This window comes from Methanobrevibacter sp. (genome assembly GCF_017427765.1).
Taxonomy (GTDB): Archaea; Methanobacteriota; Methanobacteria; order Methanobacteriales; family Methanobacteriaceae; genus Methanocatella.
Genome location: NZ_JAFRSC010000027.1, coordinates 102,349 through 119,060 on the forward strand (window position 1 = coordinate 102,349; position 16,712 = coordinate 119,060).

Genomic DNA, 16,712 nt, shown 5'->3' on the forward strand with positions numbered 1-16,712 from the left:
CATCCGCAGGCAGATTGATTTATATTTCTCCATTTTGTAATACTGTAACGTTTGTAGCTGTTAAATTAAATTTAGGATCATATCTGAAGTCCTCACCAGTCACTTCAAATGTGGTTGAGTTGTGTGCATGGATAAAGTTATTATCACCATTATAAACAGCAACAACATCGTGAGTGCCGTTTACAAGCATGATTTCTCCAGACAATCTGATGAATCCATCGACAAGATCAAATTCACCTAATTTAACACCGTCAAGATATACGCTTACGTTTCCGGTTACATTTTCCCTTGGATAAACAGTGATGTTGATAGGAGCCCTATTACCGGTAATTGTATCGTTTACTTCAACGATTATTCTTGGAGTTGCCCAACCAACAGTAAATGTTGCGTTTACCTCACATCCAGTGTAGTTTTGGTTTCCGGAGAATATGAATTGAGCAATATAATCTCCTCTTGCAAGGCCTGATACATTCCAGGTTACGTTATGCTTATTGGTGATGTTGATAGTGAGGTTTTGGGTGATTATAACATTAGGATCGATTAAGCTTCTGATAATTATTGAAACATTGCCTGTTTGGTTGATTTTGGCAATGATATGTTCGACATCAGTATAAGTTATGTTCTCAACGACAGGCTCTAAAACAGATATTGCTTTGGCAACAGTAAAGTTGTTTTCGCCATAAGCGCTATCATAATTATCGTCTCCGGCGTAAGTTGCATTTACTGTGTAATTGCCTGCCGCCAGTTTAAGGTTTTCAAGTATTACTTTACCGTTTGCGTCAATTGTTTTGTTGAATGTTTTGCCGTTGAATGTGATTGTAAGGTTGCCTGTTGCTCCTTTGGTTACAGTGAACACTATGGTCTCGTTATCGCCATAGGTGATGTTTGTAACATCAATTTCTACAGCAGATCTGAATTTATTTGCATAAAGTGTGGTATTGTTAAGAGATTCGAAGTGGTTTCTGTCACCGTAATATTCGGCAGTAACATTATAAGGACCTGCTGAAATAGCATACAGTGTCAATTCAGCTTTTGAATTTGTTAAGGTTACATTATACTGTTTGTTTTCAAACCATACTGAGACTTTACCGACGGTGTCTGCAGGACCGACATCAATGTATATTTTGACAGTGTTTAGAGTATTCAGGTACTCGCCGGTAATGTTGATTGTTGAGTTGACCTTGAATATTTCGAAGTCATCGGTTGCATTTGAAGCGAAACAGTCATTGGAGTCGAGATAGTATGCTTCTGCAGTGTAGTTGCCGGCATCAAGCAATGGAATAAGTATTTCAGCATGACCAGTCTCATTGACTTCCAGTCTGTATTCCTTACCGTTAATGATAGCTGTTACATTGGCGGTTGTGTTTTTGATGGTTTCAATGATTGCTTTGCCCATATCACCATAGTAGTAGTCATCCACATTTACAGTAATCCATGATGGGATTTTCAATACTCTAAATGAAGTGGAATTGTATTCAGGGATATATTTCTTATTGCCTGAATATGCAACATAGACATTGTATTTGTTTACGTGTAAATCCTTAATTGGAATGGTTACGCTTCCGGTAACTCCATCCGGATTTTCAATTAATGATACATTAGCTGCATACAGCTCACCGTTTAGATAAACTGTCACATTACCCGGACATAACTTATCTGTTTCACCGGCTTCTTCCGGTCTTACGGTAATGTTTAGGTATTCAGTTTCCTGGAAGTAAATGTCTTTAACTTCAAGGATTACGGTAGGCAATTTTGTGTTGTTTGCAAATGCGATGTATGTGTAGTAGTTATCAGTAGGATGGTATACTTTAACGTTAACTTCGCCTGCATTTGCAATACTGGTTACATAATAAACTGAACCGTTATAGTTGGTTTTACCGGTTGCATTCATCTGAAGGACATTATCTCCGTCATAAGCATATGCGTAAATATCCTGTTCGACTTCAAGGTTGGTTTGATAGATTCTGCCGTCATCAGCTATTTCACTTGGGTTGTTGTGGGTAAATACAGGATATACTGTAGTTGTCTCACCAGTATTTTTCCTACCTCCAACACCAAGATAGGTTACGTTTCTAAATGAAATGGTTTGAGTGGCTGAAACATATGCTGCATTATAAATAGCATTAAGTACGTTGTCTCCGCCTCTGAAGTAAGTAAATATTGTAACAGTATCATCAGCATTTCTTTCAATTATTGTAGTTGCCCTGTTGTAGATTTCATATGATTTAGCTTGGTTTTCTAAAAGGATTGCATCAACAATGTTTGCAATAGCTGCTGTGTAAATGGCTGAACCGTTGACCGCTCTGTTGTACATCATTATTGTATTGGTCATTGTTTCGCCTGCAGCATTCCAGTATATACCACCACCGTATTTAGCGGTGTTGTTGTAGAATTTGTTGTTTGTAAATGTTGATGAAGAGGATTTCCAGTATACTGCACCGCCATTTGTAGCATGGTTTTTGATGAATGTTGAATTATCCAATTTACCTTTAGTTCCAGCCCAATAGACAGCACCACCATCAACTGCACTGTTATCAGTGAAAAGTGAAGACAATACTTGTCCATCAGTTCCAGCCCAGTATATTGCTCCTCCACCAATGCCTAAAGCAGAGTTGTTTGTGAAATTAGTATTGTTTACAATACCGTTTGCACCATTCCAATAGATAGCACCACCGGATTTATTTGCAACGGAATTGCTGATTGAAGAGTTGGTAATATTACAGTTTCCACCTTCAATGTAGATTGCACCACCGTCATTTCTGGAATTGGCGTTTATGACTGTGACATTTATAAATTCACCATATGGTGCTAACCAATAGATTGCACCACCCTTACCGTAGGTATTATAGTTCTTGTTCCAGGTACTGGTAGCGGTTGCATTGATTATGGTGACATTTATCAGTTTACCGTAATTTCCACTTCCTCCAGTACTGCCCCATTTGATTGCACCACCATCAGTATTTGAAGTGGTGTTTATAATTGTTACATTGATAATTTGGATATTTTTTGTGACCTCCGTGCCTAAATCTTCAGCAACATAAATTGCTCCACCACCATTACGGCCACCATCATTTGAACCTGTGGAAGAGGTATTGATGAATCTACAATTTATTACTGTAGTGTTTACAGGTGCTCTTTCCCTTATAACCATTGATCCGCCGTATCCGGAAGTGGAGTTGGTGAAATTACAGTTTATGATAACAGCATTTGAGACACTGGTAGCGATGTCCGCACCACATCTGGCCTTATTATTTATAAAATTGGAATTGGATATATTAAAACCGTTTCCTCCACCACTAGTATCGGTTCCTGCATAAATACCCCCGTTCTTTTGAGCAATATTGCCAATGAATGTACAAAGAGTAATGTGAGCTGTGTTAGCGGATGCCCAACTGATTGCAGAACCTTTATAACCAGTGTTGGAGTCAAATGTACAATTCTTAATCAAACCACTTGCCTGACTGTCCTTACCGTTAACCCAACGGATTGCACCACCAAATCCACCGTCATTAGCCTTGAAAGTACAGTTTTCAATGGTATCGTCCTTTGCACCACCTTTCCAGTAGATAGCTCCACCACCAGTATTTTGAACTTCAGTATTTCTTGCTGTATTGTCAGTAAAGTTACTATTATATACTTTAGAACCAATACCGTCACTGAAGATACCTCCACCGCAGTCACCAGCTCTGCCATGTATAAATGTGGAACCGTTTACAGTTGCATTGTTACCACTAATATAAAGGCCAGCACCATTTTTAGATTGAGATCCATTGAAGTTTGAGTCCATAACGTTTGCAAATTGACCCTTAATATAAATAGCACCACCATCCTGATTTGCCCTACATTCCTCAAATTCTGATTTTGCTATAGTGGTTTTTTGACCATCAACATAAATAGCTCCACCTCTTGCAGAAGTGGTATCTGCAGAAATATAAGATTTTGTAAAGTTTGAACCTGTAATATTAGTATTTGCTCCTTTAATAAAGATAGAACCACCTTGTTGTTTTGCACTGCATTCATCAAACTCGGAACCGATAATCTTAGTATTAATACCATCTACATAAATAGCTCCACCTTTGGAAGTTGAACTATTAACACTGTCTTTTGTGAAACTAGAATCCTGAATAGCAGTATTTGCACCATGAATATAAATAGCTCCTCCATTTTCAACAGCACCACATTCATCAAACTCGGAACCAATGATAGTAGCATTTATACCGTCCACATAAATAGCTCCACCTTGGGATTTTGAACTAACCACACTGGTTTTTGTGAAATTGGAATCACATATAGTAGTATTAGTACCATGAATGTAAATGGCACCACCATATAAGTTAGATTTTGAGTTTTCAAATTTGGAATCTGTTACATTAACGTTTTCACCGGTAATGTAAATGGCTCCACCTTTTGCATTGTTACTGTTAGCTCCATTATCTGTAAAGTTAGATCTGTCAACAGAAGCCAAATCACCTTTAATAAATATAGCTCCACCACCATCATTAGTAGTAGATCCGAATGCATTTGTTTTTTCAAAGCTTGAATCTTCAATATCCGCATTAATTCCGTCAATATAAATAGCACCACCAGATAATGTTGCATTGGTATTTTCAACAGTTGAATTGGAAATAGTGGCATTTACACCATGAATATAAAATGCCCCACCGTATTTTGTTGCTAGAGAATTGCCACAGGTTGCATTATCCACTTTAGTGTTATTTCCTTGAACATAAATAATTCCACCCTGAATTGCAGTACAGTTATCAAATGTACAGTCGGCCACAGTGGTATTTTCACCTAAAACATATAATGCACCACCATAAGGCAAATCATCACCATCCGGAGATAAAGTTACATCCACACTACAGTTCTTAAAGTCTGAGTCTGTGATGTTTACATTGTTTCCAGTAATGAACATTGCTCCACCATTATATGAAGTGAAACTGTCTGTGAAAGTTGATTTATCAACAGAAGTATCATTACTTGTAATACAGATTGTACCTCCTTTGGAGTGGCTTGTACCATAACTGATACCCTTGTTGTTGGCACATGTAATGTTATAGATAGTACCGAAGTTTCCTTGCCAGTAGATTGCACCACCATCATCACCAGCCACATTATCTGTAAATGTGGAATTATATAAAGTACACCCAGTACCATTTACATATAATGCCCCACCGTCATTATTAGCGCGGAGATTAGTGAAATTGGTGTTAGTGATTGTTGCATTATCACCGGTTACATATATTGCTCCACCTTTTTTAGTGGTATTGATATTTTCGAATGTGGTGTTATCAACAGTTGCCAAATCACCTTCAATGTATACTGCACCACCATCGGTTATGGAATTGTGCTCATAGAATCTTGAATCCTTAATTGTTGCATTATAACCTTCGATGTAAACAGCAGAACCACGTGCATTACTATCGCTGACATGATTAGTTCTGAATGTTGAATTTATAAGCTGACCGTTGACAGCACCTTGATACCAGTCAATTGCTCCACCGTCGCTTCCTGCAGTGTTGTTTTCAAAGAGGGAGTTTTTAACAGTACCTTCCTGATTTTTCTCAAATTGAATAGCTCCACCACGTTTGAAAGCAGTGTTGTTAATGAATGTACCGTTATCCACAGTACCGTATGAACCCATCCAACAGATAGCACCTGCATTACCTCCTTCAGAGGAGAAGAATCCGGCGCCTGTACGGTTATCATAGGTCTGTTCCATAGTCGCATTGTTGAATCTGAATTGAGTGTCTTTAATGTTTAGGTAATCTCCGCTGATGTAAATAGCACCTGCAGATCTCTTAGCGGTGTTGTTGTCAAAGTATGTTCCATTTACAGTAGCGTTTGATGAACCTTTAGCCCAGTAAACAGCTCCACCATTTAATTTAGCCAGATTCAGTGTAAAGTTACAGTCAATAAATGTAATATTGGTACAGTTTTCAGTTGCATTACCAATCAAGTAGACCGCACCACCATTATATTCAGCAATGTTATTGTAGAAAGTGGTGTTTTCAATTATACCGTGTGAACCTGTCCATTTAATTGCACCACCGTCACCGCCAGTAATATTATAACGTTTTTCCTGTACATTAGTATCTGGATTAGTTTTTACTTCCAATTCAATTCCGTCACCTAAACCTAAAACTTTGTTGTTTTCAAATCTGGTTCCGTTGATTGTACCGTAGTGTCCTTCCCAATAGATTGCACCACCGTTTTCATAAGCGGCGTTGTTGGTGAAATTGGAGTTGATGATTTTACCGTTTACAGCGCCTTTGTAGAAGTCGATTGCTCCACCTTCGGTACCTGCAGTGTTGTTAATGAATCTTGAATTTTCAATTGTGGTATTTTTATTCTGTTCAAATTGGATAGCTCCACCACGTTGGGTAGCGGTGTTGTTGAGGAATGTTACATTATCCAAATCACCATATGAACCCACCCAACAGATTGCTCCACCGTTACCGCCGATGGATGTGTAGTTGGATACGTTTGTACGGTTGTCATATTTGGTTTCGCCTGTAACCTTATTGTAGTTGAATTCTGTATCTTCAATGTCCAAATCATTACCGCTTACATATATTGCACCTGCAGATCTGCCTGCAGTGTTGTTGTTGAAGTATGAACTTAATATAGTTGCGTTGTGTGCGCCTTTAGCCCAATCGACAGCACCACCGTTCATTCCTGCAGCGTTTAATGTGAAGTTGGAATCCTTAATTGTTACGTTTTCACAGTTTTCAGTTCCAAGGCTTGTAAAGAAGATTGCTCCTCCACGGTAAGGTGCGTAGTTTTTATAGAAAGTGGAATTTTCGATTGTGGATTGTGAACCTTTCCAGATAATAGCTCCACCGTCACCGCCTAAAATGTCATAGTGGACCTCATCAATTCCTGTTTTGTCGTTGTGATAGTTAACTACTCTGGATGAATTCAAATATCCTGTTACATTATTATATTTGAATATTGAACCGTTGATTAAACCCTGATTTCCTTCCCAGTATACTGCACCACCATTCTGGTAAGCAGAGTTATTTGTGAAGTTGGAATCAATAATGGAACCGTTGATACCGTTCCAGTAAATAGCTCCACCATTTACATGAGCAGTGTTGTTGATGAATTCAGTTTTACTTACAGTACCGTTTTCTGCTCCTGCATGCCAGTCGATAGCTCCACCGTTGGTTCCTGCTGTGTTGTTGATGAAGTGTGAGTTTGTAAAGTGAGTATTATTGTTACCGTGTTCACAGCTGTGTATGTAGACAGCTCCACCCCGTGCACTTGCATTGTTAAATTTAAACCAGCAGTCATCCACATATCCGTTCAGTCCACCCCATATGACAGCTCCGCCGTCACCTTGGTTTTGATAGTCATCAGCCACATTACCTAATGCATAGTTATAAGTGAAGTTGGAGTGTGTAATATTACCGTCGTGACCTAACCAGAATACTGCACCACCATTTGCTCCTGCCCGGTTGTTTATAAAGTATGAATTATTTACCAGACCTTCATGAGCATTTTCGTGCCAGTCAAGCGCACCACCATTGATTGTAGCGTTGTTTCCTTCAAAGTAACATAAATCATATGTAGTGTTGGTACAGTTTTCTTCGGATGTTCCCTGCATGTACACAGCACCACCGTGTCTTGCTGCAGTGTTGTTGATAAATCTGGAGTTATATACAATACCATTGGAACCGGACCATATCATTGCACCACCGGAACCTCCAGTGGTATTTTCACCATATGCATTGATGGCCCAGGTTATACCTAATGCCCTATTGTTGGTGAAGTTGGAGTTTAGGACATCTCCATAGTCACCATTCCAGTATACAGCACCACCTGACCGGTTAGCCACATTATTTCTAAATGTTGCATTGTCAATTACACCATGTGTTGCTCCTTTAAACCAGTCAACAGCACCACCATTTGTACCGGCAGTGTTGTTTTCGAACAATACTGATTTGAATTGAGTATTGTTACAGTAATAATCAGTTGCGCCCTGCAAGAATACTGCTCCACCACGTTTTGCTGCAGTGTTATTAATAAATTTAGATAGAGTTACATTACCATCATAACCAGTCCAGAATACAGCACCACCATCACCGCCAGTAGTGTTTTCACCAAACGGATTAATATATGATGCATTACCTAAAGCCTTGTTGTATTTGAATGTAATATTGTACAAAGTACCGTCATGACCATACCAGTATATAGCTCCACCTGATCTTTTAGCTGTGTTGTTGATGAAATTAGCATGTTTTACAGTACCGTTTGTAGCACCCTTATACCAGTCAACAGCACCACCGTTAATTCCTGCAGTGTTATTTGTAAAGTTAGCATAGCTAATAGTAACATTGTCATTTAATTCCAGGAACATTGCTCCACCTAAGCGTTCAGCATAGTTGAATTCGAAATTAACTTTGGTTACATTTCCTATAGAACCAGTCCATACAACAGCACCACCGTTACCTCCAACAGTGGAGTATGTAATGGCTGCTGCTTTCCTGTCATCGACTGTTACATTACCTACAGCAGAGTTGTTTGTGAAGTTACAGTTGTAGATTGTACCGTTGGTACCGAACCAGTATACAGCACCTGCAGACCTCCAGGCAGTGTTGTTGATGAAGACAGAATTGAGCAGTCTGCCGTTGGAAGAACCTTCCTGCCAGTCAATAGCTCCACCGTTGGTTCCAGCTATATTGAACTTGAATACAGTATCGTCGAAGGTAACGTTAGTACTACCTTTCAGGAATGCGACACCACCACGATATTTAGCAAAGTTATTAGTGAAGTTAGAATGTTTTAAATGACCATGACTGCCAATCCATAGAATAACACCTGCATCTCCACCACCAATGGCATCTATAACATCACCAGTAGCCTTATTATTGGTGAAGTTGGAATATTCTATAAATCCATAGTTACCTTCCCAGTCAATTGCACCACCAGATCTCAAAGCAGTGTTGTTGGTGAAGTTACATTGAGTTACATAACCATAACTTGAACCAGTTTCCCATGCAAGTGAACCACCATTATTATTAGCAGTGTTGTTGATAAACCTACAAAGTTCAAATGTGGTATTGGTATTGCTAGGATTATTCTTGGTAAGTTTCATGTATGCCGCACCACCATCCTTAGCAGCAGTGTTGTTGTAGAAAGTACAGTTATATGCAATGTTATGATTACCTCTAAATGTCATAGCTCCACCATGACCAGGGTGTTCAGAACCGAATGTGCCTAACGCATAGTTATGTTCCATGGTAGAGTTATATACTTTACCATAACTACTTTGCCAACCAAGTGCACCAGCTGAACCTAAAGCATGATTATATCTGAATGTACAATTTATGGCAGTACCATGAGGTGAGTTACCATTCCAGCACAAACCACCAGCATTCCTACCCGCATCATTATACTCAAATAGGGAATCTCTAACAGTAACATAAGTACTACTACTTTGGTCATTACCTTTAACTACACAACCACCAGCATTAACATCAGCATGATTGTACTTAAAGATACAGTTACTTGCATTAGTATATATACCGGATATAGATAGCCCACCACCGAAACCAGTATCTGCAGAAACAGAACCTTTAGCATTATTATACTCAAATGTACACCAGGTAATATTACCTCTGTTACCATTCCAATATACACCACCACCATCACCAGAACTCGCAGTATTTCTGATGAATCTGGAGTGAGTTAATGTACCGTTATCCGCATTAAAGTTCCAATATACAGCACCACCACCATAACCTGCAACATTACTTGTGAAGTTAGAATATGCAATAGTAGTTTTTGAACTATTGTATAAAAATATTGCACCACCATCATATGAAGCATCATTGCCTGTGAAGTTACTGTACCATATTTGAGTACCAGTACTATTTTCTAGATATATAGCACCACCATGTCTGTTGTTGACTTTATTGTTATTAAAGGTTGAATTATAAACTCTCCAATTTGAACCTTTAATAAATACAGCACCAGCATCTGTAGTACCGGTATTACTCTCAAATGTAACATTAAACATATAACCATTATTACCTACGATGTATAAAGCACCACCATTGTCATTTGCAATATTATCTTTAAATGTAGAATTAACCAATCCAGATGACAATCCCTGACCGACACTATGTGATAACATATATACCGCACCACCATCAATGAATGCGTGGTTTTTGACGAATGCCAAGTAAGTAGACTGTTTAGGAGCTTTGGTATAATACATTGCCCCACCGTTGGTTGCCCTACAATTTGCAATATAGAGATGGTCTAAAACTGTGTTTTCACCGTTAAGCACAATTGCACCACCATTTAAAGCAGCGGCCGCATCAGTAATGTTTAGATTACGTAAAGTCAAGTGTGAAGAATCGGAATAAATACATCCCGCATCACCAGTACTTGCCTTAGAGTCAGTGAAATTACAGTTTTCGATTATAGAAGTCTTATCACTATTACCTACATAAATACTTCCACCATCTAGCGCTATATTACCTTCAAAGATAGAATCAGTGACTGTCAAGCCGTCATTGGCCTGGATAGCTCCACCCAGTTTACCCGTATTGTCAAAGAATCTGCAGTCAGATATCTCCAGCATGTCATCGGACGTAATGGATGAAGTTTTGTGTCCTACACCATTAATGAAATTAATGTTTTGTAGAATCACATGACTTTTAAATGAGAACAGCTTGGAATCTCCCAAACCATTTATAGTGATATTCTTACCGGTTTCACCCACGATTGTGAGGGTTGAATCCTTCTGTACCACTATACCTGAACTTGCAAGAGCAATATCAGTTAAAAGTGACTCATTAAAAGTATAATTCTTATCCAGCGTGATTGTGCCAGACTCACTGTTTATCTTGGCTTGAAGGTCTGAAAATGATCCTGCGTCATCATTTTCACCCCTTAATATTTGACTATTCTCGGAGTGTGAATATGATGAAAGGTCATTGTCAATAGCATTAGATGATGCTACTAATTTTACATCATGTGTGTCATCAACGCTTACATCAGCAGAAGCTACTGCCTGAAGTGAGCAGATAAAACACAATATTAAACATATTAACAATATCTCTTTTCTATTCATAATACACCCCCTCCATTTTTTGTAAAAATTATTTTCCATAGGAAAATAATGGAGAGTTTACAGTGATATTTATTTTAGATTTTTATAATATATATGCTTTTTGAATAGTGAATTGTAAAAAAAATTAAAATAATTTAAGAAATAAAATTACTATCTGAACAAAATAATAATCCATCATTTGTATTGCTACATATATAAAAAATACAGTTTTCAAATGTGAAATTTATCCAAAATTGGAATTTCAAATTGAAAAAAATTAAAGAAAAACAGCGAAAATTAATAGTTGACACAACAACAAATACACATAATATACATCACCCAACATAAGGAAAAAATGTTGAAATGTTTTTAAAAAAATTTAAAAATTTCAATGCAAAATGTACATAAAAAATATCAAATTACTAAATAAAAATGTGCAAAATCCCTATAAATACCAATAAAATATTTATTTAAATTATAAATTAACTATACAATTTAATATTTTGATTAAATGGTTCGACAATTGCTATGAAATATACACAACATTATAGTCAAGCTAACAATATTAACGCTTACATATATAATATCATAATAAAAAAAATCCATTATGATGTATTTATTTATGAAAACAAATAGTTATATCAAATATTGAAAATATTACAGAATATACCCCAGAATAATACATTAAAAAAAATAGAAAAATTAAAAGATTTATTTCCTAAATCTTCTAATTCTTATAGATCCAATAGACAATAGTGCAAGCAATACTATCAGTAATGGATTTCCTGTTGGATAGTTTGAAAGCTCAACACCCGCACGTACTGAATGGTTTGTATCGTTTCTATCCGGAGAGTCATTTACAACAACAAAAGTAACTGTGCTGTTTGCAGGGTAATTGTCATCACCTGAGTAATAGACATCTACCAAATAGATTCCAACACTCAATCCAGGAATTACAAACACTGACCTGCCGTCAACCACTTCAGTTGCATATGTCTTTCCGTCAATCCGGATTGTTACAATACCAGTTGCATCACTTGGAAGATCAATTACAACAACAGCATCTTCACCAACTTCAATTTCATCACCTGTTGCTGAAATCGGAGTTGAAGATTTAACCACCTTGAATGAAGTTGTAGTATTGCTTGGAAGGTATTTGTCATCACCTTCATATATTACTGTAGCTTTGTATTTTCCAGCTTCCAGATTTGGAATGATGACTTTAGCTTTACCGTTAATGATATCTGCATAGTATCCGATTCCATTAATATCAACAAGTGCACGACCGGTAGCATCACCAGGAACAGTTACTGTAATTACTTCATCTTTACCGACTTTGATGTCTTTGGAAGTTGCTTTAGTGGTTGACGGATTTTTAGCCACTTCAAATTGACCTGTTGTGAAGTTTTCAACATAGCTGTCGTCACCTTCGTAGCGTACTGCAACTGTTTTGTTACCAAAAGCAAGACCGTCAACTTCAAATGTTGCTTTTCCATCTTTCACATCTGCTGTGTATTCCACACCATTGATTTCAATAGTTACTTTACCTGTAGCATCCTCAGGAAGCATTACTACAACTGTTTCTGTTTCACCCACATAAATATCATGTGTTGAAACGCTTATCGGAGTGCAATACCTAGGAATTTCAACTGTGGAATTTGTTGTTTCAGGCAAGTAATTATCATCACCGGAGTATATTACTTCAATTTCATGTTTTCCAGGAGTTGCATTATCCAATGTGATTACAGCAGTTCCATTTACCACATCAGCAACGTAAGTTTCATTTCCAAGTTTGATTGTAACATTACCTGTTGCGTTTTCAGGCAATTTAACAATTACTGTTCCGTTGCCCTGATCAATAACTTCCATTTCAGTATTTGATTTTAACACTTTGAAGGTTGTTGCGTTTACAGCAGGAAGATATTTTGCATCTCCATTGTATTTGGCACTTACAGTATATTCTCCTTTCGGCAAACCGGAAATAACAATTTCACCATTTCCGCCACTGATTGCAACTGAATATTTGTCACCTTCGCTATATGCAGCAGTCAACAGACCAGTATCCAAGTCTAAATGGTATTCATCACCATCTATAATTAATGTTACATTTCCGGTTGCATCAACAGGGACAGTTAATCTGATTGTTTCAAGTTCACCAACATAAATGTCATGTGCAACAGGAATTACAAATGATTTTACTTTTGATACATTGAATACAGTTACATTTGAACTTCCAAGGTATTTATCATCACCCACGTAGGTAAGATTTACATTGTAGATTCCACTAGGTATACGAGGTATATCAATTAATCCGACACCATTTGTGAGGTTTACATAGTACCCCACACCGTCAATATCGATTAATACCTGACCTGTTGCGTCAGTTGGACCGTATACTATAATTGTTACATTTTCACCGACATTGGCATCTTCAACAGACACATTGATTCTTGAATTAAGTTTAGATACTTTGAATTGTGCTGTAGTTGCATTGTGAGTGTATTCATCATCTCCAGCATATATTACAGATACTGTTTTGTTTCCATAAGCTAAACCACCAATAGCAAATGTTGCTTTACCACCAATAATTTCTTGGGTTTGAGATATTCCATTGATTTCAATTGTAATATTTCCAGTAGCGTTTTCAGGAACAGTTACAATTACTTTTGCAGTTTCTCCAACGTAAATATCGTTTACTTCAACAGTTATTGGAGTGTCCTTTTTGGTTGGCTGTTCTGCAATTGTAATTATTGTTTCTTTGGTTGCATTGTTGTATCTATCATCACCAGAGTAGATTACATCAACATCATATGTTCCAGGAACTACATTGTCCAGGTTAACTACTGCTGTACCGTTTATTACATCTGCAGTGAAGTTTTGACCATCCACAGTAATTGTCACATTGCCAGTAGCGTTAGGACCGACAACAACTACAACTGTACCGTTTCCTAAATCTACAACATTGATATCAGGTGTTGTTTTAGCTTTTTCAACTGTGAAGTTTGAAATTGTATAGTTTGCTGCATAATTGTCATCACCAAGATATTCGACAATGACTGATTTATCGCCTGCAGTTATATTTTCAACTTTAACAGTTACAAGACCTCCATTAATCTCACCAGAATACTCTTTACCATCAATAGTGACTGTAACATTGCCTGTTGCATTAACTGGAACTTCAACAGTGATAATGGCAGTTTCACCCTCTTTGACTTCGTTAACAGTGACATTGATAGGAGCATCATACTTAATACCATTGATTGTAGCATTTACAGCAACCGCAGTATGAGTATCATCACCAGAGTACATTATCTCAACAGTATTGTTGCCAGGAACAAGATTATCAACAGAGATAACTGCAGTACCGTTAATAACCTCACCAGTGAAGTTTTCACCGCCAACAGTTATAGTCACATTACCAGTAGCGTTATTTGGAACAACCACAACAACAGTGCCATTGCCTTGGTCAACTACGTAGATTTCAGAGGTTTGTTTAGTTTTTTCGACAGTGAAATCTTTTGTTGTGTAGTTTGAGGTGTAGTTATCGTCACCTCCATATTCAACAAGAACTGTTTTAGGACCTGCAGTCAGGTTTTCAATTTCAACAGTAGCAATACCATTTATGATTTCTGCTGTGTATTTTTGACCGTCAATAGTAACTGTAACATTGCCAGTGGCATTTTCAGGGACCGTTATTGTTACAGTAGCATTTTCTCCCTCTTTAACCTCACTTACAGTGACATTAATTGGAGTATCATATTGAAGGCCGTTGATTATTGTGTTGACTGTTGAATTTGTATGTTTGTCGTCACCGGAGTAGAATACTTCAGCAGTATTGTTTCCAGGGATTAAATTATCAACAGTGATGACTGCAGTACCGTTAATAACCTCACCAGTGAAGTTTTCACCGCCAACAGTTATAGTCACATTGCCTGTTGCATTGTCTCCGACAACAACTACAACGGTGCCGTTTCCTTGATCAACGACTACAATATCAGGAACAACCTTAGCTTTCTCAACAGTGAAATTACCAAGAGTGTAGTTTGCAGTGTAGTTAGAATCACCAGGATACTCAACAACAACAGTCTTATCACCAGCAGTCAGGTTATCAACTTTAATAATGGCTTCACCATCTTTAATCTCACCAGCGTACTCTTTACCATCAATGGTTATTGTTACATTTCCAGTAGCATTTTGAGGGACGTTCACAGTGATTGTAGTGGTTTCTCCCTCTTTAGCTTCACTTACAGTAACATTGATTGGAGCATCATATTTTGCAGCATCAACTGTTGCATTGACAGTTGCATTAGCATATGTATCATCACCAGAGTAGATTACAGTAATATTATGTACACCAGGAGTTACATTAGTTAATGTAACGACAGCAGTTCCGTTTATCACATCAGCAGTGTAATTTTGACCTTCAACGGTTATTGTTACGTTACCAGTAGCATTACCTCCAACAACTACCACAACTGTGTTGTTTCCTAAATCAACAACCACAATATCCGGAACAACCTTAGCCTTCTCAACAGTAAAGTTACCAATAGTATAGTTTGCAGTGTAGTTAGAATCACCAGGATATTCGACTATAATGGTTTTCGGACCTGCAGTTATGTTTTCAATCTCAACTGTAGCATTGCCTCCAATGATTTCAGCAGTATACTCTTTTCCATCAATAGTTACGGTCACATTACCAGTGGCATTAACCGGAACAGTAACTGTAACAACCGCTGTTTCACCCTCTTTAACTTCAGTAACATTAACTGTTATAGGAGTTTCATATTTAGGAACAGATACATCAGCAGTTGTAGTTACATTAGTGTAGTTTCCATCACCGGAATAAATAACAGTAATATTATGTACTCCAGGAGTTACATTAGTTAAAGTAATTACAGCAGTACCGTTGGTAACGTTTCCAGTGAAGTTCTGACCATCTACAGTAATTGTCACATTACCAGTAGCATTACCTCCAACTACCACAACAACAGTTCCGTTTCCTTGATCAACAACCACAATATCCGGAACAACCTTAGCTTTGCCAACAGTGAAATTACCAACAGTATAGTTAGCAGTGTAGTTAGAATCACCAGGATACTCAACAACAACAGTCTTATCACCGGCAGTCAAGTTTTCGACTTTAACAGTCACATTACCATTTACAATCTCACCAGAGTACTTATGACCACCAATAATTACAGTAACATTTCCAGTGGCATTAACCGGAACAGTAATATTGATAACCGCAGTTTCTCCTTCCTTAATATCAGTGATATTAACTGTAATTGGAGTTTCATATTTAGGGATATTTGCTGTAGCATTTGTTGTTACGTTAGTGTAGTTTCCATCACCTGAGTAAATAACAGTAATATTATGTATTCCCGGAGTTGCATTAGTTAAAGTAATTACAGCAGTACCATTAGTGACATTTGCTGTGTAGTTTTGACCTTCAACAGTGACAGTCACATTACCGGTAGCATTGCCCGGAACAACAACCACAACAGTGCCATTACCCTGATCAATAACCTTAATGTCCGGTTCAGTCACATTAACCTTGTTCACAGAGAATTTGGTTTCATTTTCAGCACTTGAGAAGTATTTACCGTCACCATTATAAACAACTTTAACAGTATAATTACCAACTTTA

At 37.5% G+C, this 16,712-nt stretch carries 2 protein-coding genes; both read right to left on the reverse strand.

The genetic code is table 11. The features are described from left to right. Positions 1–19 precede the first annotated feature (19 nt). Entirely contained in the window at positions 20–11,086 is an 11,067-nt protein-coding gene (locus IJL02_RS08630; RefSeq protein WP_292814999.1) for a right-handed parallel beta-helix repeat-containing protein, read from the reverse strand. Positions 11,087–11,776: 690 nt separating this feature from the next. Beyond that, a partial coding sequence (locus IJL02_RS08635) for an Ig-like domain-containing protein (protein WP_292815001.1) occupies positions 11,777–16,712 on the reverse strand: 4,936 nt, incomplete at its 5' end.